Annotated in this window: 23 protein-coding genes, 4 tRNA genes, 1 rRNA gene and 1 riboswitch; of the genes, 10 read left to right on the forward strand and 18 right to left on the reverse strand. The window is 54.0% G+C overall.

Features of this window, described 5'->3' with window-relative positions; genetic code table 11:
• Window positions 1-5: 5 nt before the first annotated feature.
• Complete coding sequence (gene hemE / locus QMG90_RS20710; RefSeq protein WP_283281572.1) at window positions 6-1,070, reverse strand: uroporphyrinogen decarboxylase; 1,065 nt, start codon at window positions 1,068-1,070, stop codon at window positions 6-8.
• Between the two features lie 40 nt (window positions 1,071-1,110).
• Window positions 1,111-1,884 carry an NAD(+) diphosphatase gene (nudC, locus tag QMG90_RS20715; RefSeq protein WP_283281574.1) on the reverse strand — a complete coding sequence of 258 codons (774 nt, stop codon included), beginning with the start codon at window positions 1,882-1,884 and terminating at the stop codon, window positions 1,111-1,113.
• A gap of 99 nt (window positions 1,885-1,983) precedes the next feature.
• On the opposite strand from nudC, the gene rsd reads away from it, so the two are divergent.
• From rsd to QMG90_RS20760, 9 genes are all read left to right on the forward strand, one after another.
• On the forward strand, window positions 1,984-2,496 hold the full coding sequence (rsd, locus tag QMG90_RS20720) for a sigma D regulator (protein ID WP_283281576.1): 513 nt from the start codon (window positions 1,984-1,986) through the stop codon (window positions 2,494-2,496).
• Between the two features lie 45 nt (window positions 2,497-2,541).
• A riboswitch (TPP riboswitch) is annotated at window positions 2,542-2,659 on the forward strand.
• A gap of 82 nt (window positions 2,660-2,741) precedes the next feature.
• Window positions 2,742-4,637: a phosphomethylpyrimidine synthase ThiC gene (gene thiC / locus QMG90_RS20725; protein ID WP_283281578.1), complete on the forward strand. Its 1,896-nt coding sequence runs from the start codon at window positions 2,742-2,744 to the stop codon at window positions 4,635-4,637.
• Window positions 4,637-5,272, forward strand: a complete 636-nt coding sequence (thiE, locus tag QMG90_RS20730; RefSeq protein ID WP_283281580.1) for a thiamine phosphate synthase — start codon at window positions 4,637-4,639, stop codon at window positions 5,270-5,272. Before thiC ends, thiE begins: the two co-directional genes overlap by 1 nt.
• Window positions 5,265-6,020 (forward strand): HesA/MoeB/ThiF family protein, encoded by a 756-nt coding sequence (locus QMG90_RS20735; protein WP_283281582.1) that lies wholly within the window; start codon window positions 5,265-5,267, stop codon window positions 6,018-6,020. The genes thiE and QMG90_RS20735 overlap by 8 nt, the downstream gene beginning before the upstream one ends.
• Window positions 6,004-6,204, forward strand: coding sequence for a sulfur carrier protein ThiS (thiS, locus tag QMG90_RS20740; protein ID WP_283281584.1), 201 nt, complete (start codon window positions 6,004-6,006; stop codon window positions 6,202-6,204). The genes QMG90_RS20735 and thiS overlap by 17 nt, the downstream gene beginning before the upstream one ends.
• A gap of 1 nt (window position 6,205) precedes the next feature.
• On the forward strand, window positions 6,206-6,976 hold the full coding sequence (gene thiG, locus QMG90_RS20745; protein WP_283281586.1) for a thiazole synthase: 771 nt from the start codon (window positions 6,206-6,208) through the stop codon (window positions 6,974-6,976).
• The gene (thiH, locus tag QMG90_RS20750) at window positions 6,973-8,100 is read left to right on the forward strand and encodes a 2-iminoacetate synthase ThiH (protein ID WP_283281588.1); all 1,128 of its coding nucleotides are present in this window, start codon (window positions 6,973-6,975) and stop codon (window positions 8,098-8,100) included. Before thiG ends, thiH begins: the two co-directional genes overlap by 4 nt.
• Before the next feature lie 302 nt (window positions 8,101-8,402).
• Entirely contained in the window at window positions 8,403-8,708 is a 306-nt protein-coding gene (locus QMG90_RS20755; RefSeq protein WP_283281590.1) for a PTS sugar transporter subunit IIB, read from the forward strand.
• Between the two features lie 2 nt (window positions 8,709-8,710).
• Window positions 8,711-9,028 (forward strand): PTS lactose/cellobiose transporter subunit IIA, encoded by a 318-nt coding sequence (locus QMG90_RS20760; RefSeq protein WP_283281593.1) that lies wholly within the window; start codon window positions 8,711-8,713, stop codon window positions 9,026-9,028.
• A 68-nt stretch (window positions 9,029-9,096) separates the two neighbouring features.
• Here QMG90_RS20760 and rpoC read toward each other — a convergent pair whose 3' ends face one another.
• The 13 genes from rpoC to QMG90_RS20825 all read right to left on the reverse strand — a co-directional run bounded on the left by rpoC (window position 9,097) and on the right by QMG90_RS20825 (window position 23,147).
• Window positions 9,097-13,320: a DNA-directed RNA polymerase subunit beta' gene (gene rpoC / locus QMG90_RS20765; RefSeq protein WP_283281594.1), complete on the reverse strand. Its 4,224-nt coding sequence runs from the start codon at window positions 13,318-13,320 to the stop codon at window positions 9,097-9,099.
• A gap of 76 nt (window positions 13,321-13,396) precedes the next feature.
• On the reverse strand, window positions 13,397-17,425 hold the full coding sequence (rpoB, locus tag QMG90_RS20770) for a DNA-directed RNA polymerase subunit beta (protein ID WP_283281596.1): 4,029 nt from the start codon (window positions 17,423-17,425) through the stop codon (window positions 13,397-13,399).
• A 318-nt stretch (window positions 17,426-17,743) separates the two neighbouring features.
• Window positions 17,744-18,115, reverse strand: a complete 372-nt coding sequence (gene rplL, locus QMG90_RS20775) for a 50S ribosomal protein L7/L12 (RefSeq protein ID WP_038160598.1) — start codon at window positions 18,113-18,115, stop codon at window positions 17,744-17,746.
• 66 nt (window positions 18,116-18,181) lie between these two features.
• A complete protein-coding gene (gene rplJ, locus QMG90_RS20780; RefSeq protein ID WP_003862338.1) occupies window positions 18,182-18,679 on the reverse strand; it encodes a 50S ribosomal protein L10 in 498 nt (165 codons plus the stop codon).
• 288 nt (window positions 18,680-18,967) lie between these two features.
• Entirely contained in the window at window positions 18,968-19,675 is a 708-nt protein-coding gene (gene rplA, locus QMG90_RS20785; protein ID WP_283281600.1) for a 50S ribosomal protein L1, read from the reverse strand.
• Window positions 19,676-19,678: 3 nt separating this feature from the next.
• On the reverse strand, window positions 19,679-20,107 hold the full coding sequence (gene rplK / locus QMG90_RS20790; protein ID WP_038160592.1) for a 50S ribosomal protein L11: 429 nt from the start codon (window positions 20,105-20,107) through the stop codon (window positions 19,679-19,681).
• A gap of 143 nt (window positions 20,108-20,250) precedes the next feature.
• Window positions 20,251-20,796, reverse strand: coding sequence for a transcription termination/antitermination protein NusG (gene nusG / locus QMG90_RS20795; RefSeq protein ID WP_001287521.1), 546 nt, complete (start codon window positions 20,794-20,796; stop codon window positions 20,251-20,253).
• 1 nt (window position 20,797) lies between these two features.
• Window positions 20,798-21,181, reverse strand: coding sequence for a preprotein translocase subunit SecE (gene secE, locus QMG90_RS20800; RefSeq protein ID WP_038160586.1), 384 nt, complete (start codon window positions 21,179-21,181; stop codon window positions 20,798-20,800).
• A gap of 229 nt (window positions 21,182-21,410) precedes the next feature.
• A complete protein-coding gene (tuf, locus tag QMG90_RS20805) occupies window positions 21,411-22,595 on the reverse strand; it encodes an elongation factor Tu (protein ID WP_283281603.1) in 1,185 nt (394 codons plus the stop codon).
• Window positions 22,596-22,713: 118 nt separating this feature from the next.
• Window positions 22,714-22,789: transfer RNA gene (locus tag QMG90_RS20810), tRNA-Thr, on the reverse strand.
• A gap of 5 nt (window positions 22,790-22,794) precedes the next feature.
• Window positions 22,795-22,869, reverse strand: a tRNA-Gly gene (locus QMG90_RS20815).
• A 114-nt stretch (window positions 22,870-22,983) separates the two neighbouring features.
• A tRNA-Tyr gene (locus tag QMG90_RS20820) sits at window positions 22,984-23,068 on the reverse strand.
• Between the two features lie 3 nt (window positions 23,069-23,071).
• Window positions 23,072-23,147: transfer RNA gene (locus tag QMG90_RS20825), tRNA-Thr, on the reverse strand.
• Window positions 23,148-23,639: 492 nt separating this feature from the next.
• On the opposite strand from QMG90_RS20825, the gene coaA reads away from it, so the two are divergent.
• Complete coding sequence (coaA, locus tag QMG90_RS20830; RefSeq protein WP_283284016.1) at window positions 23,640-24,590, forward strand: type I pantothenate kinase; 951 nt, start codon at window positions 23,640-23,642, stop codon at window positions 24,588-24,590.
• A gap of 27 nt (window positions 24,591-24,617) precedes the next feature.
• Here the strand turns inward: coaA and birA are convergent, their stop codons facing one another.
• The 3 genes from birA to rrf all read right to left on the reverse strand — a co-directional run bounded on the left by birA (window position 24,618) and on the right by rrf (window position 26,847).
• Complete coding sequence (gene birA / locus QMG90_RS20835; RefSeq protein WP_283281605.1) at window positions 24,618-25,580, reverse strand: bifunctional biotin--[acetyl-CoA-carboxylase] ligase/biotin operon repressor BirA; 963 nt, start codon at window positions 25,578-25,580, stop codon at window positions 24,618-24,620.
• Entirely contained in the window at window positions 25,577-26,605 is a 1,029-nt protein-coding gene (gene murB / locus QMG90_RS20840) for a UDP-N-acetylmuramate dehydrogenase (RefSeq protein ID WP_283281607.1), read from the reverse strand. Before murB ends, birA begins: the two co-directional genes overlap by 4 nt.
• Window positions 26,606-26,731: 126 nt before the next feature.
• Window positions 26,732-26,847 (reverse strand): 5S ribosomal RNA (rrf, locus tag QMG90_RS20845).
• Window positions 26,848-26,907: the final 60 nt, after the last annotated feature.

Below are 26,907 nucleotides of genomic sequence, written 5' to 3' on the forward strand. Positions count from 1 at the left end.
GCTCCTTACTGATGATACGGCTCAGAAAGTCGATGCACCGCCTCCACAAACACGCCAGCGTGCTCTGGCGGAACATCCTGATGAATACCATGGCCGAGGTTGAAAACATGCCCTTCCCCCTGACCGAAGCCAGCAAGAATAGTGGCGACTTCTTCCTCAATGCGCGCCGCAGAGGCGTACAGCATTGACGGGTCCATATTGCCCTGCAGCGCGACTTTATCGCCCACGCGACGGCGCGCGTCTGCGATATCGGTCGTCCAGTCCAGCCCGAGAGCGTCACAGCCGGTGTCGGCCATCGCCTCCAGCCACTGACCGCCGCCTTTGGTGAATAACGTCACCGGCACGCGCTGCCCGTCGTTTTCACGTAGCAGGCCATCGACGATTTTGTGCATGTAGTAGAGCGAGAACTGCTGATAGTCACGCCCGGTCAGCACGCCGCCCCAGGTATCGAAAATCATGACTGCCTGCGCACCCGCCTTAATTTGTGCATTCAGATAAAGGGTGACACTTTTTGCCAGCTTATCAAGCAGCGCATGCAACGTTGCGGGATCGGCGTACATCATTTTTTTAATGACAGTAAAGGCTTTGCTGCTGCCGCCTTCCACCATGTAGGTCGCCAGCGTCCACGGGCTACCGGAGAAACCAATCAGCGGCACCTGACCTTTCAGCTCGCGGCGAATGGTGCGCACAGCGTTCATGACATACCCCAGTTCCTGTTCCGGATCGGGAACGGGCAGCTTGTCGACATCGGCTTTACTTTTCACTGGCGAGGTAAAACGCGGCCCTTCACCCGCTTCAAAATAGAGTCCGAGGCCCATCGCGTCCGGCACGGTGAGGATGTCCGAAAAGAGGATCGCCGCATCCAGTGGATAACGACGCAGCGGCTGAAGCGTCACTTCGCAGGCCAGTTCGGCATTCTTGCACAGCGACATAAAATCACCCGCTTGCGCGCGAGTGGCTTTGTATTCCGGCAGATAGCGGCCCGCCTGTCTCATCATCCATACCGGGGTGACATCAACGGGCTGGCGCAGCAGCGCACGCAGATAACGATCGTTTTTCAGTTCGGTCATTTTGCAGTTCCTTTATGCGTCAGGCGCTCAGTGTAACACGTCAGTAATCATCATCCCGGCACAATGCCACGGTGTCTTCAATCAGGCGACGGGCAACGGTTCCCGGCGGCGGCAACAGTGGCAGATTGTCGTAACGATACCAGTTCGCTTCGTGCAGCTCTTTGGGATCAATAACGATGTCACCACTCTCATACTCCGCCATAAACGCCGTCATTAACGACTGCGGGAACGGCCAGGGTTGCGAGGTCACGTAACGCAGGTTTTTGACTTTGATCCCGCTCTCTTCCATGACTTCACGCGCGACCGCCTGCTCCAGCGTTTCACCCACCTCAACAAACCCCGCCAGCACCGTATGGATGCCGCCGCGGTGACGGGTGTGCTGCGCCAGAAGGATGGAGTCGTCGCGACGAATGGCAACGATGATGCAGGGGGCGATTTGCGGATAATAGCGTTCCCGGCAGTGGCTGCACAGCATCGCCCATTCGGTTTTGCTGGGGTGCATCGTATGCCCGCAGTAGCCACAGAATTTATGCGAGCGGTAGAACTCAGCCAGCTGCACGCCGCGCCCGGCCAGCTGGAACAGCCCGACGTCCTGATCGATCACCTGGCGTACCGAGCCCATATCATGGCGGCGATTTTGCTGCACCAGCCAGACGGGATCGCCCTGCCATTCACCGATCTGCATCGCAGGCTGCCCGACAAGATCGTATTTTTCCGCCTCGCCGTAAGGCAATTCTCCCACAGGGAGCCATAATTTCTGTTCATGGCTGATGATCCACCAGCCATGATCTAATTTTTCAATTATACGATCCATATCTATTGCACTACCTTGGCTTCACTGGCAATTTGATAACATAGTTTTTACATTTCCCGGGTGAGCAGTTTTTTTACTTTTAAACTTGCGGAGTCAAACATGCTAAACCAGCTAGAAAGCCTGACGGAACGCGTTGGCGGAAGTAATCAGTTTATCGATCAATGGCTGCACGGACGTAAGCATCTGCTCGTTGCTTACTATAATCTGGTTGGCATCAAGCCTGGCAAAGAATCGTATATGCGGTTGAACGAAAAAGCGCTCGATGATTTCTGTCAGAGCCTGGTAGACTACCTCTCCGCCGGTCATTTTAAAATTTATGAACGTATTATCCGTGAACTGGAAGCAAATAGCCCACATTTAGAGGCAACAAAACTCTATTCGCGGCTGGAAGCTAACACTCAGCAGATCATGGATTATTACGACTCCAGCCTCGAAAATGCTATCGATAACGACAACTATCTGGAATTCCAGCAATCGCTGTCCGGCATTGGTGAAGCGCTAGCCGCGCGGTTTACGCTGGAAGATAACCTGATTGTGCTGGCACAGAGCAACCAACGAAATCCCGTTGCCAGTGACGCCAGCAATGTCGAAAGCCCTCGCTTGAGTTCTTAAGCATTAACGAGTAGTTTACATAATGATCCCCTCTTCAGTGAGGGGTGCTTCTTGTCGGAGTGCCTAGTGTTGAAAATGAAAAACACGGGCTGAGACCGTTTATTCGGGATCCGCGGAACCTGATCAGGTTAAGACCTGCGAAGGGAACAAGAGTAATTCGCCACAGGCGAGCGCCCTCTCGGGCAATAGTCACCATTACTCCCTCCGTCGTCTGACAAGCCACGTCCTCTTTTCTGGAATGAGCTATGTCTACTACAAAACTGACCCGTCGCGAGCAGCGCGAACACGCCCAACACTTTATCGATACGCTGGAAGGCACCGCTTTCCCCAATTCTGCCCGTATTTACATTGCGGGGTCGCAGCCAGACATCCGCGTCCCGATGCGGGAGATCCGGCTTAGTCCGACGCTTATTGGCGGTAGCAAAGAGCACCCGCAGTACGAAGACAATGAAGCGGTGCCGGTGTATGACACTTCCGGTCCCTATGGCGATCCGGCGATTGCCATCGACGTGCAGCAGGGTCTGGCAAAGCTGCGCCAGCCGTGGATCGACGCACGCGGCGACAGCGAACCGCTGGCCGAACGCAGCTCGGCCTATACCAAAGCCCGCCTTGCCGATGATGGCCTCGACGATCTGCGCTTCAACGGTTTATTGACGCCGAAGCGCGCCCGAGCCGGCAAACGCGTTACCCAGCTGCACTACGCCCGTCAGGGGATCGTTACGCCGGAAATGGAGTTCATCGCCATTCGCGAAAACATGGGTCGCGAGCGGATCCGCAGTGAAGTGTTGCGCCAGCAGCATCCCGGCGAAGGTTTCGGTGCGTGCCTGCCGGAAAATATCACCCCGGAATTTGTCCGCGACGAAGTGGCTGCGGGCCGCGCGATTATCCCGGCAAATATCAACCACCCGGAATCGGAGCCGATGATTATCGGCCGCAATTTCCTGGTAAAAGTGAACGCCAACATCGGTAACTCCGCAGTGACCTCCTCCATCGAAGAAGAGGTGGAGAAACTGGTATGGTCCACCCGCTGGGGCGCAGACACGGTGATGGATCTGTCAACCGGACGCTATATCCACGAAACCCGCGAATGGATCCTGCGCAACAGCCCGGTACCGATCGGCACCGTGCCGATCTACCAGGCGCTGGAGAAGGTCAACGGGATCGCCGAAGATCTGACGTGGGAAGCATTCCGCGACACGCTGCTGGAGCAGGCGGAACAAGGCGTTGACTACTTCACTATTCACGCTGGTGTGCTGCTGCGCTACGTGCCAATGACCGCAAAACGCCTGACCGGCATCGTTTCCCGTGGCGGCTCGATTATGGCGAAGTGGTGTCTGTCGCATCACAAAGAGAATTTTCTCTATGAGCGCTTCCGTGACATCTGCGAAATCTGCGCCGCCTACGACGTCTCATTATCGCTGGGCGACGGACTGCGTCCGGGGTCGATTCAGGACGCCAACGACGAAGCGCAGTTTGCCGAACTGCACACACTGGGTGAGCTGACAAAAATCGCCTGGGAGTATGACGTTCAGGTGATGATTGAAGGTCCGGGGCACGTCCCCATGCAGATGATCCGCCGCAACATGACCGAAGAGCTGGAGCACTGCCACGAAGCGCCGTTCTACACTCTCGGGCCATTAACCACCGACATCGCACCGGGCTATGACCATTTTACCTCCGGCATTGGCGCTGCGATGATTGGCTGGTTCGGTTGCGCGATGCTGTGCTACGTGACGCCGAAAGAGCACCTCGGGTTGCCGAACAAAGAGGATGTTAAACAGGGGCTTATCACCTACAAAATCGCCGCCCACGCCGCTGACCTGGCGAAAGGCCATCCGGGCGCGCAAATCCGCGACAACGCCATGTCGAAAGCGCGTTTTGAATTCCGTTGGGAAGATCAGTTTAACCTCGCGCTCGACCCGTTCACCGCCCGTGCGTATCACGATGAAACTCTGCCGCAGGAGTCCGGCAAAGTGGCGCATTTCTGCTCCATGTGCGGCCCGAAATTCTGCTCGATGAAAATCACGCAGGAAGTACGTGATTATGCCGCGAAGCAAGCCATCGAAGTCGGCATGGCGGATATGTCGAACAGCTTCCGCGCCAAAGGAGGCGAAATTTATCTGAAGCAGGAGGAAGCGTAATGTATCAGCCTGATTTTCCACCCGTTCCCCTCCGCCTCGGACTGTATCCGGTGGTCGACAGCGTGGAATGGATCGAACGCTTGCTGGAGGCGGGCGTACGGACCATCCAGTTGAGAATTAAAGATCGGCCTGACGACGACGTCGAAGCGGATGTGATCCGCGCAATCCAGCTGGGCCGTCGTTACCGCGCCCGGTTATTCATTAATGACTACTGGCGGCTGGCGATTAAACATCAGGCGTATGGCGTGCATCTTGGCCAGGAAGATCTGGAAACTACCGATGTGCAGGCCATCCGCGATGCCGGGTTGCGGCTTGGCGTTTCGACCCATGACGATATGGAAATCGATGTCGCACTGGCGGTTAAGCCGTCGTACATCGCCCTGGGGCACGTGTTCCCGACGCAAACCAAGCAGATGCCGTCTGCTCCGCAGGGACTGGAGCAACTGACGTCGCACATCCAGCGCCTCAATGATTACCCCACCGTTGCCATAGGCGGCATCAGCATCGATCGTGCGCCGTCAGTGCTGGCTACCGGTGTCGGCAGCATTGCCGTTGTCAGTGCCATTACCCAGGCTCCGGACTGGCAGATGGCAACGGCACAATTGCTCGAAATGGCGGGAGCTGGCGATGAATGACCATGATTTCATGCGTTACAGTCGCCAGTTGTTGCTTGAGGATATCGCGGTCGATGGTCAGCAAAAACTGCTCAGCAGCCGGGTGCTGATTGTCGGGCTCGGTGGTCTGGGAGCCCCCGCTGCACTGTATCTGGCCGGAGCTGGCGTCGGCACGCTGGTGCTGGCCGACGACGACGACGTGCATCTCAGCAATCTGCAGCGGCAGATTTTGTATACCAGCGATGATATTGCACAGCCGAAAGCGCAAGCGGCACAGCAACGCCTTCATCAGCTTAATCCGCACATCGAACTGATTGCGCTCCGGCAACGGCTGACTGGCGAGGCGTTAATGCAGGAGGTGGGGCACGCGGATGTGGTACTGGACTGCACCGATAACATGACGGCAAGACAGGCCGTCAACGCCGCCTGTGTGACGCTCAACACCCCGCTGATTACCGCCAGCGCCGTCGGGTTTGGCGGCCAGCTGATGGTGCTGACGCCGCCGTGGACACAGGGCTGCTATCGCTGTTTGTGGCCGGACGAGCACGAACCGGATCGCAACTGCCGCAACGCCGGTATTGTCGGGCCAGTGGTGGGCGTGATGGGCACGCTACAGGCGCTCGAAGCCATCAAATTACTGAGCGGCATGGAGACCGTTCGCAACGAGCTACGGCTGTTCGATGCCCGTACCAGCGGCTGGCGAACGCTGGCGCTGCGCCGCTCGCAGAGCTGCCCGGTCTGTGGAGGGCGACATGCAGATCCAGTTTAACGACGAGCCCGTTCAGTGCGCTGCGGGATCCACCGTGGCGGATCTGCTCGATTATCTTGGGCAGCACAAGCCCGGTATCGCGCTGGCGCTGAATCAACAGGTGCTCCCACGCGAACAGTGGGCGGTTCACCCTCTGCAGGAGGGTGACAATATCCTGCTTTTTCAGGTTATTGCAGGAGGTTGAAATGTTACGCATCGCAGACAAAACATTCGAATCACATCTCTTTACCGGCACCGGTAAATTTGCCTCGCCGCAGCTGATGGTGGAGGCCATTCGCGCTTCCGGCAGCCAGTTGGTCACGCTGGCAATGAAGCGCGTCAACGTGCACGAGCATAACGATGCCATCCTTGCGCCGCTGCTCGACGCAGGTGTCACGCTGCTGCCCAACACGTCCGGCGCAAAAACAGCGGAAGAAGCTATTTTTGCCGCACAGCTGGCGCGGGAAGCGCTGGGCACACACTGGCTGAAACTGGAGATCCACCCGGATGCCCGCTGGCTGTTGCCGGATCCGATTGAAACCCTGAGAGCGGCAGAAAAACTGGTGCAGCAGGGATTTGTAGTATTGCCTTATTGCGGGGCCGATCCCGTGCTGTGCAAACGTCTGGAAGAAGTCGGCTGCGCAGCCGTCATGCCGCTGGGGGCGCCGATTGGCTCCAACCAGGGGCTGGAAACCCGCGCAATGCTGGAGATCATCATCGAACAGGCCACCGTACCGGTGGTGGTGGACGCCGGTATCGGTGTGCCCAGCCATGCCACGCAGGCGCTGGAAATGGGTGCAGAGGCCGTGCTGGTTAACACGGCCATCGCCGTGGCGGACGACCCGGTGAAAATGGCGCAGGCGTTTCGTCTGGCCGTCGACGCCGGGCTGCTGGCGCGTGACGCCGTTCCGGGCACTCGCAGCGTTCAGGCGCAAGCCACCAGCCCGCTGACCGGTTTTCTGGAGGCGCTGTCATGAGTACCTTTACCGAACGCTGGCGTCAGCTCGACTGGGACGACATTCGCCTGCGCATTAACAGCAAAACGCCTGCCGACGTTGAGCGGGCAATTGCGGCCCGTCAGCTGACGCGGGATGACATGATGGCGTTGCTGTCGCCCGCGGCCAGCGCATATCTCGAGCCCCTGGCGCAACGCGCGCAGCGGCTGACACGCCAGCGCTTCGGCAATACCGTCAGCTTTTATGTGCCACTGTATCTTTCTAATCTCTGCGCTAACGACTGCACCTATTGTGGTTTTTCAATGAGCAACCGCATTAAGCGTAAAACACTGGATGCGCAGGAGATTGATCGTGAATGCACCGCGATCCGTGAGCTGGGTTTTGAGCATCTGCTGCTGGTCACCGGCGAGCATCAGAAAAAAGTGGGGATGGACTATTTTCGCCAGCATCTGCCGGCGATCCGCCGTCGTTTTGCCTCATTGCAGATGGAAGTGCAACCGATGTCGCAAGCGGACTATGCCGAGCTGAAAACACTCGGGCTGGATGGCGTGATGGTCTACCAGGAAACCTACCACGAGGCGATGTATGCGCAGCATCATCTTAAGGGCAATAAACAGGATTTCGTCTGGCGGCTGGAAACCCCGGACCGGCTGGGGAAAGCAGGCATCGATAAGATCGGGCTTGGCGCATTAATCGGCCTTTCCGACAGCTGGCGGGTGGATTGTTACATGGTGGCCGAGCATCTGCTGTGGATGCAGCAACACTACTGGAAGAGCCGCTATTCGGTCTCGTTTCCGCGTCTGCGGCCCTGTGCGGGCGGTATTGAACCGGCATCTGTGATGGATGAGCGCCAACTGGTACAAGTGATTTGCGCTTTTCGCCTGCTGACGCCGGAGGTTGAACTGTCGCTTTCGACTCGTGAATCACCCTGGTTCCGCGACCGCGTAATCCCCTTAGCCATCAATAATGTCAGCGCGTTTTCCAAAACTCAGCCCGGCGGTTACGCGGATGATCATCCTGAACTGGAACAGTTCGCACCGCATGATGGTCGCCGCCCGGAAGAGGTCGCCAGCGCGTTAATCGCCCAGGGATTACAGCCAGTATGGAAAGACTGGGACAGCTGGTTGGGACGCGCCTCGCAATAATCACGCAACATCTTGTCGCATGACGCTAAAGTCCTGATAACACTTCGCAAAGCCAGAACCGGGAAATTGAGCGTACTTTCCCGGTTCGCTACTCTGCATCCCGTCAGCAGTGGACGTTGACCAGGGCGGACACCTTCTTCCTCTGTCCGCCCTGCCCTCAATAGCTGATTTTTTTATACGAGAAAACAAGACTGTAACCGGTTTCATTTTTTGTGATGACTTACACACAATCACTGCAAAGCGGTTGTTCTCCGTTTCTGCACGGGATAAAGAATAGCTATCGACAACCACGAGGGGGAGTTATGAAGAACATTGTTTTATGCTGTGCCGCCGGGATGTCCACCAGCATGCTGGTTCAACGTATGAAAGATGCGGCCCAGAAAAAAGGCGTGGAAGTCTCCATCAAGGCCGTGCCGGTGGCTGAGTTTAAGGACAACATCGCCACGGCAGATATTGTCCTGCTGGGCCCGCAGGTAAAATACGAGCTGGCAAAACTCCAGGCGCAGGCCGAACCGCTGGGTAAGAAGGTCGCGGTCATCGACATGATGGATTACGGCATGATGAAAGGCGACGCTGTGCTTGATAAAGCGCTAAAACTGATGGAGTAAACATGGAAGATCTAGAAACTACGATCATGGAGTTGCTGGTAAATGCAGGTGCCGCTCGCAGTTCTGCCCTCACCGCGTTGCAAATGGCGCGCAGGGGTGAGTTTGCGAATGCGGAAAAAGCGATGGAAGAGTCGCGCGAATTTGTTAAGCACGCGCATACCATCCAGACGAAACTGATTGGGCTCGACGAAGGCACCGGAAAGCTGCCGGTGAATCTGATTACCGTTCACTCGCAGGATCACCTGATGAACGCCATGGTGATTCAGGACCTGGCTGGCGACATGATTGAACTTTACCGCCGTCTGCCACCCGCGCAGTAATAACAACAATACTCAGTCACATATAAAAAAACCCGCCGAAGCGGGTTTTTTATTCAGGTCAGCAACGATTACTCGTTATCAGAACCGCCCAGGCCTGCGTTCAGCAGCTCTGCCAGGCTGGCAGAAGCGTCTTCAGCAGTCACTTGCGGTGCAGCCGGGAGTTCACCCGCAGCACGACGGCGCATGCGATCCTGATGGTACGCATAACCGGTACCGGCCGGGATCAGACGACCCACGATAACGTTCTCTTTCAGACCGCGCAGTTCGTCGCGTTTACCCGCAACAGCGGCTTCGGTCAGAACGCGAGTCGTTTCCTGGAACGACGCCGCAGAGATGAAGGACTCGGTTGCCAGAGACGCTTTGGTGATACCCAGCAGGTCACGGGCGAAGGTCGCACCGATTTTGCCATTCGCTTCCAGATCGCGATTAGCGATCTTAACGCGAGAGTATTCAACCTGCTCACCTTCGAGGAACTCGGAACTGCCCGCGTTCACGATGGTGGCTTTACGCAGCATCTGACGAACGATAACTTCAATGTGTTTATCGTTGATCTTAACGCCCTGCAGACGGTAAACGTCCTGCACTTCGTTGACGATGTAACGCGTTACCGCGTGAACACCACGCAGACGCAGGATATCGTGCGGCGCTTCCGGACCGTCGGAAACCACGTCACCACGTTCGACACGTTCACCTTCAAACACGTTGAGCTGACGCCATTTCGGGATCATCTCTTCGTACGGATCGCTACCATCAACCGGCGTGATCACCAGACGGCGTTTGCCTTTGGTTTCTTTACCGAAGGAAATGATACCGCTGATTTCTGCCAGAATCGCCGGCTCTTTCGGGCGACGAGCTTCGAACAGATCCGCAACGCGCGGCAGACCACCGGTAATATCCTTGGTACCGCCGGATTCCTGCGGAATACGCGCCAGGGTGTCACCAGAACTGATCTGAACGCCATCTTCCAGCTGAACAATCGCTTTACCCGGCAGGAAGTACTGAGCCGGCATATCGGTGCCAGGGATCAGAACATCATTGCCCTGAGCATCAACGATTTTCAGTGCCGGACGCAGGTCTTTACCACCCGTGGTACGTTCTGCGGAATCCAGAACCACCAGTGAAGAGAGACCGGTCAGTTCGTCGGTCTGACGCGTAATGGTCTGGCCGTCGATCATATCGGTGAAGCGGATGAAACCCGCCACTTCGGTGATAACCGGCATGGTGTGCGGATCCCAGTTTGCAACGGTTTCACCGCCGGCAACCTGCTCGCCATCACCTTTCGCCATCACCGCGCCGTAAGGCACTTTATAGCTCTCTTTGGTACGACCGAATTCGTCGATCAGCTTCAGCTCGGTGTTACGGGAGGTCACTACCAGTTTACCGGCAGAGTTCACAACCGACTTCGCGTTGCTGAGCTTGATGCTACCTTTGTTTTTCACCTGGATGCTGGATTCAGCAGCCGCACGAGATGCCGCACCACCGATGTGGAACGTACGCATCGTCAGCTGTGTACCCGGCTCACCGATGGACTGTGCCGCGATAACGCCGATAGCTTCACCTTTGTTGATGATGTGGCCACGCGCCAGGTCACGACCGTAGCAGTGCGCACATACACCAAAGTCGGTGTCACAGGATACAACGGAACGCACTTTGACAGAGTCAACGGAGTTCGCTTCCAGCTGATCACACCACTGTTCGTTGAGCAGCGTGTTACGCGGAACCAGAATATCCGCCGTCCCCGGCTTCAGAACATCTTCAGCGGTCACACGACCCAGAACGCGATCGCGCAGCGGCTCTTTAACATCGCCACCCTCGATAACCGGGGTCATGGTGATGCCTTCCAGCGTGCCACAGTCGTCTTCGGTCACCACCAGATCCTGCGCAACGTCAACCAGACGACGCGTCAGATAACCGGAGTTCGCGGTTTTCAGTGCGGTATCCGCCAGACCTTTACGAGCACCGTGGGTGGAGATGAAGTACTGGAGTACGTTCAGACCTTCACGGAAGTTCGCGGTGATCGGCGTTTCGATGATGGAGCCATCCGGCTTCGCCATCAGACCACGCATACCAGCCAGCTGACGAATCTGTGCCGCAGAACCACGCGCACCGGAGTCGGCCATCATGTAGATGCTGTTGAAAGAAACCTGCTGCTCTTCTTTACCTTCACGGTTAATGACGGTTTCAGTTTGCAGGTTATCCATCATCGCTTTGGATACACGATCGTTCGCCGCAGCCCAGATATCGATAACTTTGTTGTAGCGTTCGCCAGCGGTTACCAGACCAGACTGGAACTGCTCCTGAATCTCAGCAACTTCCGCTTCCGCTTCGCTGATGATTTCGTGTTTTTTCGCCGGGATGACCATGTCATCGATACCAACGGAAGCACCTGAACGCGCTGCATAAGCAAAGCCGGTGTACATCGTCTGGTCAGCAAAAATAACGGTCGGTTTCAGGCCCAGAATGCGGTAACAGGTGTTCAGCATTTTGGAGATCGCTTTCTTGCCCAGCGCCTGGTTGACGATGGAGAAAGGCAGACCTTTCGGTACGATCATCCACAGAATAGAACGACCGATAGTCGTGTCTTTCAGGCTGGTTTTCGCCACGAATTCGCCGTTGGCATCTTTTTCGTATTCAGTGATACGCACTTTAACGCGCGCATGCAGAGAGGCCAGGCCAGCGCGATAAATACGCTCAGCTTCTTTCGGGCCAGTCAGCACCATACCTTCGCCTTTGGCGTTAACACAGTCACGGGTCATGTAATACAGACCCAGTACAACGTCCTGAGACGGAACGATGATAGGTTCGCCGTTCGCCGGAGACAGGATGTTGTTGGTAGACATCATCAGCGCACGCGCTTCGAGCTGGGCTTCCAGCGTCAGCGGTACGTGAACAGCCATCTGGTCACCATCGAAGTCGGCGTTGTATGCCGCACAAACCAGCGGGTGCAGCTGGATAGCTTTACCTTCGATCAGAACCGGTTCAAACGCCTGGATACCCAGACGGTGAAGCGTTGGTGCACGGTTCAGCAGTACCGGGTGCTCACGGATAACTTCATCCAGGATATCCCATACGACCGCTTCTTCACGCTCAACCATCTTCTTAGCAGCTTTGATGGTGGTGGCGAGGCCACGCAGTTCCAGCTTGCCGTAAATGAACGGTTTGAACAGTTCCAGCGCCATTTTCTTCGGCAGACCGCACTGATGCAGACGCAGGTATGGACCTACGGTGATAACAGAACGACCGGAGTAGTCAACACGCTTACCGAGCAGGTTCTGACGGAAACGACCCTGCTTACCTTTGATCATGTCAGCCAGCGATTTCAGCGGACGCTTGTTGGAACCGGTGATCGCACGACCGCGACGACCGTTATCCAGCAAGGCATCTACCGCTTCCTGCAGCATACGCTTTTCGTTACGTACGATGATATCCGGCGCAGCCAGATCCAGCAGACGTTTCAGACGGTTGTTACGGTTGATCACGCGACGATACAGATCGTTCAGATCCGACGTGGCGAAACGACCGCCATCCAGCGGAACCAGCGGACGCAGATCTGGCGGCAGAACCGGCAGAACGGTCAGGATCATCCACTCCGGCTTGTTGCCAGACTGTACGAACGCTTCCAGCAGCTTGATGCGCTTGGTCAGCTTTTTACGCTTGGTTTCGGAGTTGGTTTCGTTCAGCTCTTCGCGCAGAGTTTCACACTCTTGCTCCAGATCCATGCTCTTCAGCAAGGCCTGGATAGCTTCCGCACCCATCTTCGCGTCGAATTCGTCACCGAACTCTTCCAGCGCGTCCAGATACTGTTCTTCAGTCAGGATCTGGTTGCGTTCCAGGTTGGTCATACCGCCTTCGATAACGACATAAGATTCGAAGTACAGTACGCGTTCGATATCGCGCAGCGGCATATCAAGCAGCAGACCGATACGGGACGGCAGTGATTTCAGGAACCAGATATGCGCAGTCGGAGACGCCAGCTCGATGTGGCCCATGCGCTCGCGACGCACTTTGGTCTGGGTCACTTCAACGCCGCACTTCTCACAGATCACGCCACGGTGTTTCAGGCGCTTGTACTTACCGCACAGGCACTCATAGTCTTTGACTGGCCCGAAAATACGAGCACAGAACAGACCGTCACGCTCAGGTTTGAACGTACGGTAGTTAATGGTTTCCGGCTTTTTAACTTCACCGAAAGACCATGAACGGATCATGTCTGGCGAAGCCAGAGCAATTTTGATCGCATCAAACTCTTCGGTTTTAGTTTGCGCTTTCAGAAACTTTAATAAGTCTTTCACGGATTTGCTCCCGTCGGAGTTAGCACACTCTGCTGCCGGGTTTTACCCCGACAGCAGTGACCTGTTTGAGCGAGAATTACTCGTCTTCCAGTTCGATGTTGATACCCAGCGAACGAATCTCTTTCAACAGTACGTTGAAGGACTCTGGCATGCCCGGCTCCATCTGATGGTTGCCGTCCACGATGTTTTTATACATCTTGGTACGACCGTTCACGTCATCAGACTTAACGGTGAGCATTTCCTGCAGGGTGTAGGCGGCGCCATATGCTTCCAGCGCCCACACTTCCATCTCCCCGAAGCGCTGACCACCGAACTGCGCCTTACCACCCAGCGGCTGCTGAGTAACCAGGCTGTAGGAACCGGTAGAACGCGCATGCATTTTGTCATCAACCAGGTGGTTCAGTTTCAGCATATACATGTAGCCAACGGTAACCTGGCGCTCGAATTGCTCACCGGTACGACCGTCGAACAGAGTGATCTGACCGGAAGTCGGCAGGCCACCCAGCTGTAACAGTTCCTTAATTTCTGACTCTTTCGCACCGTCGAAGACCGGCGTTGCGATCGGCATGCCTTTACGCAGGTTTTCTGCCAGACGCAGAACTTCTTCATCGCTGAAGGTGCTCAGGTCGACTTTCTGACGAACGTCAGCGCCCAGATCGTACGCACGCTGGATGAATTCGCGCAGTTTCGCGACTTCTTGCTGCTGTTTCAGCATGGCGTTGATCTTATCGCCGATACCTTTCGCAGCCATACCCAGGTGGGTTTCGAGGATCTGACCGATGTTCATACGAGACGGTACGCCCAGCGGGTTCAGTACGATGTCTACCGGCGTACCGTTTTCATCGTAAGGCATATCCTCGATCGGGTTGATCTTGGAGATAACACCCTTGTTACCGTGACGACCCGCCATTTTATCACCCGGCTGGATCTGACGTTTAACGGCCAGATACACCTTAACAATCTTCAGCACGCCCGGTGCCAGATCGTCGCCCTGAGTGATTTTGCGGCGTTTCGCTTCGAGTTTCTTCTCGAACTCGTGCTTCAGTTCGTCATACTGCTCAGCCAGTTGTTCCAGCTGATTTTGTTTCTCTTCGTCGGTCAGGCCCAGTTCCAGCCAGCGATCGCGCGGCAGTTTGTCGAGCTTCTCAGCTTCAACACCACCGGAGACCAGCACCGCGTAGATACGACCAAACAGACCGGCTTCGAGGATCTGCAGTTCTTCAGACAGGTCTTTCTTCGCCTGTTTGAGCTGCATTTCTTCGATTTCCAGCGCACGTTTGTCTTTCTCTACGCCATCACGGGTAAAGACCTGAACGTCGATAACGGTACCCGATACGCCATTCGGTACGCGCAGAGAAGAGTCTTTAACGTCAGACGCTTTCTCACCGAAGATCGCGCGCAGCAGCTTCTCTTCCGGAGTCAGCTGGGTTTCACCTTTCGGCGTTACCTTACCAACCAGGATGTCGCCGCCGGTGACTTCTGCACCGATGTAAACGATACCGGATTCATCCAGTTTGGAGAGCGCCGCTTCACCCACGTTCGGGATGTCGGCGGTGATCTCTTCTGGCCCCAGCTTGGTGTCACGGGACACACACGCCAGTTCCTGGATGTGAATAGTAGTGAAACGATCTTCCTGAACCACACGCTCGGAGACGAGGATGGAGTCTTCGAAGTTGTAGCCGTTCCACGGCATGAATGCGACACGCATGTTCTGACCGAGCGCCAGTTCACCGAGGTCGGTGGACGGACCGTCAGCCAGCACGTCGCCGCGCTCAACCGGCTCACCCAGAGACACACACGGCATCTGGTTGATGCAGGTGTTCTGGTTAGAACGGGTGTACTTGGTCAGGTTATAGATGTCGATACCTGCTTCGCCCGGGTACATCTCGTCTTCGTTAACTTTGATAACGATACGGGACGCATCCACGTACTGAACCAGACCGCCACGCTTAGCCACCGCAGTAACACCGGAGTCAACGGCAACAGCACGTTCCATACCGGTACCGACCAGCGGCTTATCAGAGCGCAGAGTCGGAACGGCCTGACGTTGCATGTTCGCACCCATCAATGCACGGTTGGCGTCATCGTGTTCCAGGAACGGGATCAGGGACGCACCGACGGAAACCACCTGCTGTGTGGAAACGTCCATGTAGTCAACCTGGTCTGCGCTGAACAGGCTGGATTCGCCTTTGCTGCGGCAGGTGACCAGATCGTCTACGAAACGACCTTCTTCCGTCAGGTTGGTGTTCGCCTGAGCGATAACGTAGTTACCTTCCTCAATCGCGGACAGGTAATGAATTTCGTCAGTCACCACACCGTCAGTCACTTTACGATACGGAGTCTCAAGGAAACCATATTCGTTAGTCTGCGCATAAACGGACAGGGAGTTGATCAGACCGATGTTCGGACCTTCAGGCGTTTCGATAGGACATACGCGACCGTAGTGGGTCGGGTGTACGTCTCGAACTTCGAAGCCTGCACGCTCACGGGTCAGACCGCCTGGGCCGAGTGCAGAGATACGACGCTTGTGCGTGATCTCAGACAGCGGGTTGTTCTGGTCCATAAACTGAGACAGCTGGCTGGAGCCAAAGAACTCTTTCACTGCGGCGGAAATCGGCTTGGCGTTGATCATATCCTGCGGCATCAGGGTATCGAGGTCGCCCAGAGACAGACGCTCTTTCACCGCACGCTCTACACGCACCAGGCCAACGCGGAACTGGTTTTCCGCCATTTCGCCAACGGAACGGATACGACGGTTGCCGAGGTGGTCGATATCGTCCACTTCGCCTTTACCGTTACGGATATCAATGAGCTTTTTCATGACATCAATGATGTCTTCTTTGCTCAGGATGCCGGAACCTTCGATTTCATCGCGCAGCAGAGAACGGTTGAATTTCATGCGACCTACCGCGGACAGATCATAGCGGTCTTCGGAGAAGAACAGGTTCTCAAACAGGCTTTCAGCCGCTTCGCGAGTCGGCGGTTCACCCGGGCGCATCATGCGGTAGATTTCTACCAGCGCGCTCAGACGATCGTTGGTCGGGTCGATACGTACGGTCTCAGACATGTACGGACCGTGGTCCAGATCGTTGGTGAACAGCGTTTCGATACGCTTGTGACCAGCCTGACTCAGCTTAGCCAGCAGATCCAGGCTCAGCTCCATGTTTGCAGAGCAGATCAGCTCGCCAGTCGATTCGTCAACGTAGTCTTTCGCAGACACTTTGCCAGCAATGTACTCAACCGGGACTTCGATAAGTTTGATATCGTCTTTTTCCAGCTGGCGGATATGGCGCGCGGTAATGCGGCGGCCTTTTTCCACGTACACTTTGCCATCAGCTTCGATGTCAAAGGAAGCGGTTTCACCACGCAGGCGTTCCGGCACCAGTTCCATCTGCAGCTTGTTGTCGCGAATTTCGAAGACCACTTTTTCGAAGAACAGATCGAGGATCTGCTCAGTGGTGTAATTCAGCGCACGCAGAATGATGGTCGCAGGCAGTTTACGACGACGGTCGATACGAACGAACAGGTTGTCTTTCGGATCGAACTCGAAGTCCAGCCAGGAACCACGGTAAGGAATGATTCGTGCGTTATACAGTACTTTACCGGAAGAGTGGGTCTTACCTTTGTCACTGTCAAAGAAGACGCCAGGGCTACGGTGCAGCTGAGAAACGATAACACGCTCGGTACCGTTGATAACGAAGGTACCGTTGTCTGTCATGAGTGGAATTTCACCCATGTAGACTTCTTGTTCTTTGATGTCTTTAACGGTGCCTTCCGGCGCTTCGCGCTCGTAGATCACCAGACGCAGTTTAACGCGCAGTGGGGCGGAATAGGTCACGCCGCGGATCTGACATTCCTGAACGTCAAACACCGGTTCGCCAAGGCGGTAGCTGACGTATTGCAGCTCTGAATTACCGCTGTAGCTCTGAATCGGGAACACGGAGCGGAAAGCAGCTTCCAGACCGTACTGCCCTTCAGGATCTTGCTCGATAAACTTCTGGAACGAGTCAAGCTGGATAGAAAGGAGATATGGCACATCCAGAACTTGTGGACGTTTACCAAAATCCTTACGAATACGTTTTTTCTCGGTATAGGAGTAAACCATAGGGTTCCTCAGCTCGCTGACAAGTCGACCCATCTGCCCATCGTGGGGCAGTTTGTGCAACACCATTTTGTTGACCGGAAAATGGAACACTTTCCGCAATGCTTGTTGCTATCACGCTTAAATCATTTCATTGCGATTTACACAGAGCGGGCACCCTGTCGCAGTATATTAAGTCGTCGATAGAAACAAGCATTGTCAGGACAACCAGTAGTCAAACAGTGTGAAATGCTACTGGCGCCTTACAGCGCAAAAAGGCTGGTGACCAAAAAGTCACCAGCCATCAGCCTGATTTCTCAGGCTGCAACCGGAAGGGTTGGCTTATTTAACTTCAACTTCAGCGCCAGCTTCTTCCAGAGATTTTTTCAGAGCTTCTGCGTCATCTTTGCTCACGCCTTCTTTCAGAGCGGCCGGAGCAGATTCTACCAGGTCTTTAGCTTCTTTCAGACCCAGGCCAGTAGCGCCACGTACTGCTTTGATTACAGCAACTTTGTTAGCACCAGCAGCTTTCAGAATTACGTCGAATTCAGTTTTCTCTTCAGCAGCTTCAGTTGCAGCGCCAGCGCCAGCAACAGCTACAGCAGCAGCAGCAGAAACACCGAATTTTTCTTCCATTGCAGAGATCAGTTCTACAACGTCCATTACGGACATAGCGGCAACTGCTTCAATGATTTGATCTTTAGTGATAGACATTTAAATTGTTCCTGAATATCAGAATAAGTTTATACGTAAGCGTATGCGTTACACAGATAACTGCGATTACGCAGCTTCTTTCGCATCGCGAACAGCAGCCAGAGTGCGAACCAGTTTGCCAGCAGCGGCTTCTTTCATGGTTGCCATCAGGCGTGCAATTGCTTCTTCGTAGGTCGGCAGGGTTGCCAGGCGATCGATCTGGGATGCCGGGATCAACTCACCTTCAAAGGCTGCAGCTTTGACCTCAAATTTTGCATTCGCTTTCGCGAACTCTTTGAACAGACGAGCAGCAGCGCCCGGGTGTTCCATAGAGTATGCAATCAGGGTCGGACCAACAAACGTGTCTTTCAGGCACTCGAACTGAGTACCTTCAACAACGCGGCGCAGCAGGGTGTTACGAACAACACGCATGTATACGCCAGCTTCACGACCTGCTTTACGCAGTTCAGTCATTTTATCTACAGTTACGCCACGGGAATCCGCAACTACTGCAGACAGCGCGCCTTTGGCTACTTCGCTGACTTCAGCAACAATCGCTTGTTTGTCTTGAAGATTTAAAGCCATTAGCTTTGCTCCTGGATGTTTGCCAGAGAAAATCTCTGGAACTCACTTCACTCTTTCCAACGAAAAGAGCGTCTAAACACGGTGAGCAGAAACAAGCCAAAAGTATAAAAAATAATCTTAGCGTTCTGTCACCGTCTACGCAGGGGATTAAGTCTCTTGCGAAACACCTGCGGTCTTCGACGGAGGCCTGGATAGGCCAGGCTCCAACGAACATATCTTTAGCCGCTAACTTTAGTTAGCAAACGTGGGGGTAAGATTGTAGACAAATCCACCGCCCACGTAAAGGCATTAGTTTGCAGCAGTTGTGCTCAGACCAGCCTGATCAACGGCAACACCAGCACCCATGGTGGTGGAGATGCTAACTTTCTTGATGTACACGCCTTTCGCCTGAGTCGGTTTTGCTTTTTTCAGCGCAACCAGCAGAGCTTCCAGGTTTTCTCTCAGTTTGTCAGCGTCGAAATCCACTTTACCGATGGTGGTGTGGATGATGCCGTTTTTGTCGTTACGGTAACGAACCTGACCTGCTTTCGCGTTTTTAACCGCTTCAGCAACGTTCGGGGTTACAGTACCCACTTTCGGGTTCGGCATCAGGCCACGTGGGCCCAGAACCTGGCCCAGCTGGCCAACAACGCGCATTGCATCCGGAGAAGCAATAACCACGTCAAAGTTCATTTCGCCTTTCTTGATCTGATCAGCCAGATCTTCCATACCTACCAGTTCAGCACCGGCAGCTTTAGCAGCTTCAGCGTTCGCACCCTGAGTAAATACCGCTACGCGTACGGAACGGCCAGTACCGTGCGGCAGTACAGTTGCACCACGTACGTTCTGGTCAGATTTACGAGCATCGATACCGAGGTTGATAGCAACATCAACGCTTTCAGTAAATTTAGCGGTGGCCAGCTCTTTCAGCAGAGTGATGGCTTCGTTGATGTCATACTGTTTGGTTGCATCAACTTTCTCACGGATCACGCGCATACGCTTGGTCAGTTTAGCCATTTCTTAATCCTCCACTACCAGGCCCATGGAACGCGCAGTACCTTCGATTGAGCGAGTCATCGCTTCAATGTCGGCGCCGGTCATGTCGGCAGCTTTAGTCTGCGCGATTTCCTGCAGCTGAGCGCGAGTCAGTGTACCCACTTTCTCTTTGTTCGGCTTGCCAGAACCAGACTTGATGCCCGCAGCTTTCTTCAGCAGAACGGCGGCCGGCGGAGTCTTGGTGATGAACGTGAAGGAACGGTCAGCGTAAACGGTGATAACTACCGGAATCGGCAGACCTTTTTCGATGGAATCCGTTTTCGCGTTGAATGCTTTACAGAATTCCATGATGTTTACGCCCTGCTGACCCAGAGCCGGACCAACTGGCGGACTCGGGTTAGCCATACCAGCTGCAACCTGCAGCTTGACATAGGCTTGTACTTTCTTAGCCATTTAAGTTTCCTCTAGTGGGTATAGCGCCTCAATGAGGCTCCCCGTGATAAATACGTGATTTATGCGCGCAAGGCCCATAAATACAAAAGGCGCGAAATTGTATGCCAATCTCGCGCCTTGTGCAACGTTTGATCGCTGCTTATTTATGCTTTTTCAACCTGGCTGAAGTCCAGTTCTACCGGGGTCGCACGACCAAAGATAGAAACGGAAACTTTCAGACGGGACTTCTCGTAGTCCACTTCTTCCACGACGCCGTTGAAGTCAGCAAACGGGCCGTCATTAACGCGAACCATTTCACCTGGTTCAAACAGCGTTTTCGGACGCGGCTTATCACCCACCTGCTGCAGGCGGTTCATAATCGCATCAACTTCTTTATCGCTGATAGGAGCCGGACGATCGGAAGTACCACCGATGAAGCCCATTACGCGCGGAACGCTACGCACCAGGTGCCAGCTGGCATCGTTCATTACCATCTGAACCAGCACGTAACCCGGGAAGAATTTGCGCTCGCTCTTACGACGCTGGCCGCCACGGATTTCGACCACTTCTTCGGTCGGGACCATGACTTCACCAAACAACTCTTCCATATTGTGTAATTTGATATGCTCGCGCAGCGACGTTGCTACGCGGCCTTCAAAACCGGAAAACGCCTGAACGACGTACCAGCGCTTTTTAGGAGCTTCAGACATCTCAGAACCTCAGGCCAGTGATTAAGGATACCAGGCGAACCAGAATACCATCCAGTCCCCACAGGATCAGTGACATTACAGCAGTAACTGCGGCCACAATCAGCGTGGTGTGCAATGTTTCCTGGCGAGTCGGCCAAATCACCTTACGGACTTCGGTTCTCGCTTCACGAGCAAAGGCGACAGTCGCCTTACCTTTCGTCGTCAACAGCGCGACACCACCCGCTGCAGCAATCAGAATAACCACTGCCAGCGCACGTAGCGGCAGCATCATGTCACGATAAAGGTAATTGCCAACGATAGCTACAATCAGCAGGACAGCAACAACCAGCCACTTTATCGCTTCCAGGCCGCGCCCGCTTCCTTGAGCTTCGGTATTCGCACTCATAAACCAACCTGTCACAAGAATTCGACAAACATTTTCGCCCCGCGTAATGCGAGGCAACCAAACCGAAATGCTCTGCTGCGTTTCGGGTCAAACGCCCCCTTCAGAGCCTGTCTCAGCAATGATTATGACAAATAAAATCACTGATGAGCCAGGTTCTGGTTCGAAAGCGTACAAAAAGGGCATCAAATGATGCCCTTTTATTGCGCATTACGTCAAATGTTATCAGCGATTAGCTGAGAACTTTAGCTACAACGCCTGCGCCAACAGTACGGCCGCCTTCACGGATTGCGAAACGCAGACCGTCGTCCATCGCGATCGGGTGGATCAGGGTAACAACCATTTTGATGTTGTCGCCCGGCATTACCATCTCTACGCCTTCCGGCAGTTCGATGGTGCCAGTCACGTCAGTTGTACGGAAGTAGAACTGCGGACGGTAGCCTTTGAAGAACGGAGTGTGACGGCCGCCTTCGTCTTTGGACAGAATATACACTTCAGATTCGAACTTGGTGTGCGGGTTAATGGTGCCCGGCTTCGCCAGTACCTGACCACGTTCGATTTCTTCACGTTTGATACCACGCAGCAGAACACCTACGTTCTCACCAGCACGGCCTTCGTCCAGCAGTTTGCGGAACATTTCTACGCCAGTACAGGTGGACTTCGCAGTCTCCTTGATACCAACGATTTCAACTTCTTCACCCACTTTGATGATACCGCGCTCTACACGACCGGTAACAACGGTACCACGACCAGAAATGGAGAATACGTCTTCGATCGGCAGCAGGAACGGCTTGTCAATCGCACGCTCTGGTTCCGGAATGTAAGTATCCAGGAAGCCTGCCAGTTCGATGATTTTCGCTTCCCACTCTGCGTCGCCTTCCAGCGCTTTCAGAGCAGAACCACGAACGATCGGCGTGTCGTCGCCCGGGAAATCGTACTGAGACAGCAGTTCACGAACTTCCATCTCTACCAGTTCCAGCAGCTCTTCGTCATCAACCATGTCGCATTTGTTCAGGAACACGATGATGTACGGAACGCCTACCTGACGACCCAGCAGGATGTGCTCACGAGTCTGCGGCATCGGGCCGTCAGTCGCAGCAACTACCAGGATTGCGCCGTCCATCTGTGCCGCACCAGTGATCATGTTTTTAACATAGTCGGCGTGGCCCGGGCAGTCTACGTGTGCGTAGTGGCGAGTCGGGGTATCGTATTCAACGTGAGAAGTGTTGATGGTGATACCACGAGCTTTTTCTTCCGGCGCGTTATCGATCTGATCGAATGCGCGAGCAGCACCGCCGTAGGTTTTAGCCAGTACGGTAGTGATTGCAGCGGTCAGCGTTGTTTTACCATGGTCAACGTGGCCGATAGTACCGACGTTAACGTGCGGTTTTGTACGTTCAAACTTTTCTTTAGACATCGATTGTCCCTCTAAGACACGGATAAATCGGTGATACCACCACATCAACCAGGCAATATGCCTGAATCGTTGAATGCATTTACATGTTTACAGAGAGAAACAGGGAGGAGAAGTGAAGTGGTGCTGATACCCAGAGTCGAACTGGGGACCTCACCCTTACCAAGGGTGCGCTCTACCAACTGAGCCATATCAGCACGTCTGGAGCGGGCAGCGGGAATCGAACCCGCATCATCAGCTTGGAAGGCTGAGGTAATAGCCATTATACGATGCCCGCATCCTGAAACTCGGCTACCCAGTTCTTTCTGTAACAAAAAAGAGATTTCTCTCTTTTATGTTTGAGCTGAATAATTTTTTTACCAGCTCAGGCGGCGAAAACGCTGCCAGAAAGTGGTGGTGGGGGAAGGATTCGAACCTTCGAAGTCGATGACGGCAGATTTACAGTCTGCTCCCTTTGGCCGCTCGGGAACCCCACCTGATGGTGCCGACTACCGGAATCGAACTGGTGACCTACTGATTACAAGTCAGTTGCTCTACCTACTGAGCTAAGTCGGCATCAAGTAGCGCGCATTCTAGGGAGACCTGCGTGCTCATGCAACTAAAAATTTGCATAAAACGTTCTATCGCTCACATTTTGTGCGCCAACAGCAAAAAACGATGTAATTTCAGCCAGCAAAGAATAAAAATCCGTCTTTTTGCCAGTGCCGCTGTATCTCCTGCGCCATCTGCAGGATAACGACTAGCACAAATTTCCAGCCCCTGACCCCAGGCCATCTGGTGAGTGGTGAAAACATCGATTTTCCCGCCTCGTCCGGGAGCGATCCCGACAAGTTTGCTATACCAGCGCTCAGGCCCTTTTGCCGCCCGCTACGGGGCAGCGATATATAAGCCTTCAGAAGCGATGCTTCACCGCTAATGCATCGATTGAATAGATTTTTTCTTATTATTCGCCCCCATCTGGTGTTACCCTCCTGCCCATTGTCCTGATTAACTGAATGTGACGCGCCACATTTTCATAGCACTATCTGTGGCGACGAGAACATGCTTATGAGAAAAAAAGAGCAAGCGTTAATGACACCCTACTTACAGTTTAACCGTAGCCAGTGGGCTGCTCTTCGTGATTCCGTTCCGATGACGTTAACCGAAGGCGAAATTACACGGTTAAAAGGCATCAACGAAGATCTTTCCCTGGAAGAAGTCGCCGAAATCTATTTGCCGTTGTCGCGTCTGCTGAACTTCTATATCAGTTCCAACCTGCGTCGTCAGGCGGTGCTGGAACAGTTTCTGGGGACTAACGGGCAGCGCATTCCTTATATCATCAGCATTGCAGGAAGCGTGGCGGTCGGGAAAAGTACTACAGCACGTGTGTTGCAGGCGCTGTTGAGCCGCTGGCCGGAACATCGCCGTGTTGAACTGATTACGACTGACGGTTTCCTGCACCCTAACGCGGTGCTGAAAGAGCGGGGGTTAATGAAGAAAAAGGGCTTCCCTCTTTCTTATGATATGCACCGTTTAGTCAAATTCGTTTCAGATCTGAAATCCGGAGCGACAAACGTGACTGCACCGGTTTACTCTCATCTGATTTATGATGTTATTCCTGACGGCGACAAAACGGTCGCGCAACCGGATATCCTTATTCTGGAAGGATTAAATGTCCTGCAGAGCGGGATGGATTATCCGCACGATCCGCACCATGTTTTTGTTTCTGATTTTGTTGATTTTTCAATCTATGTAGATGCGCCAGAAGCGTTACTTAAAAGCTGGTATATCAACCGGTTTTTGAAATTCCGCGAGGGGGCATTTACGGACCCGGACTCTTATTTCCATAACTATGCGAAATTAAGTAAAGACGAAGCCGTAAATATTGCGACATCATTGTGGAATGAAATCAACCTACTGAATTTGAAAGAGAACATTCTCCCCACCCGTGAACGCGCCAGTTTAATTCTGACCAAAAGCGCTAACCACTCTGTTGAGCAGGTTCGTCTGCGGAAATAAATAAAGGGAGCATCGGCTCCCTTTATTTTACTCTGCGCTTCGCAGGGAAATTTCGCCACCTACCCAGGGTTTAACGACGCCGTCCTGATCAAGCAAAAGCGCACCCTGAGCATCTATTCCGCGGGAAATACCATAAATTTCTTTGTCGCCAATAATTAACTTAACCGGGCGATTGATGAAATTGTCCAGTTTTTCCCAGCGAGGCAGCCAGGGCGCTAACCCTTCCTGTTCAAAAAGTTGCAGTGAGCTACGCAGTTCTTTGATTAAGCGCACAGCCAGAATATTACGATCAAGCGTTATTCCGGCTTCCTGCAGATTAATCCAACCCTGATTAACCACATCCGTTTCTACACGACGCATGGCGAGGTTAATCCCTGCACCGATGACAAGCTGCGCCGCATCGCCGGTTTTTCCGGTCAATTCAACCAGAATGCCCGCCAGCTTGCGATCGTTCAGGTAGAGATCGTTCGGCCATTTCACCCGAACCTGATCGGCCCCCAGGCTTTGCAGCACTTCAGCCATCACAATACCAATCACCAGGCTCAGCCCGATAGCTGCGGCGGGCCCCTGTTCCAGTCGCCAGTACATCGACAGATACAGGTTGGCGCCAAAAGGGGAGAACCATTTTCTGCCACGGCGTCCACGCCCTGCATGCTGATACTCCGCCACGCAGGCATCGCCCGATTGTAGCTCACTCATTCTGTCCAGCAGATACTGGTTGGTTGAATCGATAACCGGCAGCACAGCCACATCGCCCTGCGGGAGTTGACTGTGGATCAGTGCGTTGTTCAGGAGCTGGATAGGCTCCGGCAGGCTGTACCCCTTCCCTGGCACGGTAAAGACATCCACACCCCAGTCCCGCAACGTCTGGATATGTTTGTTAATTGCCGCCCGGCTCATGCCCAGGCGTTCACCCAGTTGCTCGCCCGAGTGAAATTCGCCATCAGAGAGTAGCGAGATAAGCATCAATGGAATGGTGTTGTCTTTCACGCAATTTTCTCCACGGCATCGACTTCGCCGGTATTGCCAATGAACCGAACTTCGGGCTCTAACCAGACGTTAAATTTCTCGCCAACCTGCTGGCGAACGTAGTGTGCCAGCGCGACAACATCATTACTGGTTGCCTGATTTTCATTGATAAGCACCAGAGCCTGCTGACGATGTACCGTTGCGCCACCGATTTGTTTACCTTTAAGCTGACACTGGTCGATCAGCCAGCCCGCAGCGAGCTTCACACTGCCATCGGGTTGAGGATAATGGGGCGCAGTGGGAAAATGCTCCAGCATTTTCCGGGCTTGTTCAGCGCTGACTACCGGGTTTTTGAAGAAGCTGCCTGCATTCCCGTTCACTTTCGGATCGGGCAATTTTGACATGCGCATGTGGCATACAGAATCAAATACCTGCTGAGGGGTAACAGTTTGCGGATCAAGCCGTGCCAAGTCGCCGTAAGTGAGTACCGGCTGCCAGGTTTTTGCTAACCGCAGGCCAACCGCCACGATAGCGTAGCGATCCTGATATTCGTGTTTGAAGATACTGTCGCGGTAGCCGAACCGGCATTCCTGCGCAGTCAGGCGTTGTTCTTTGCCTGTTGCCAGTTCAATGCAGTCGACATATTCGCAGACCTGCCTGAACTCCACACCATAAGCGCCGATGTTCTGTATTGGTGCAGATCCCGCACAGCCGGGAATTAATGCCAGATTCTCAAGGCCCGGGATGTTGTTCTGCAGCGTAAACTGCACCAGTTTATGCCAGTTTTCTCCTGCCCCTACGTGCAGATGCCATTTAGTCATCTTTTCCTGAACCGTAATACCTTTGATTCGGTTCACAATGACGGTACCTGAATAGTCTTCCAGGAAGAGCACATTACTTCCCTCTCCCAGGATCAGCACCGGCTGCTGATCTTCGGTCGCCTGCTGCCAGGTTTGTTGTAATTGGTGGGCATTTTCGACGCAAACAATTTGTTGCGCGCAGCAATCGATCCCGAAGGTATTCCAGGGCTTTAGAGAATGATTCATGAGACGCTTTCCTGAGACAAAAACGGGGCTAGTTTACCGTATCTGAGCCGGGAAGGCTTGAGGGTTTTTTAACGGACAAAAACGCAAAAAGGCCATCCTTCCGGATGGCCTCTTCACGTAATTAATGCCTGGCAGTGTCCTACTCTCACATGGGGAAGCCCCACACTACCATCGGCGCTACGGCGTTTCACTTCTGAGTTCGGCATGGGGTCAGGTGGGACCACCGCGCTAAAGCCGCCAGGCAAATTCTTTGTGCTCAGTACGCAATAATTTATCGCATCCGCTGCGTTGGCTGCGCTCGT

Origin of the sequence: Trabulsiella odontotermitis (genome assembly GCF_030053895.1) — a bacterium.
Lineage (GTDB): Bacteria > Pseudomonadota > Gammaproteobacteria > Enterobacterales > Enterobacteriaceae > Trabulsiella > Trabulsiella odontotermitis_C.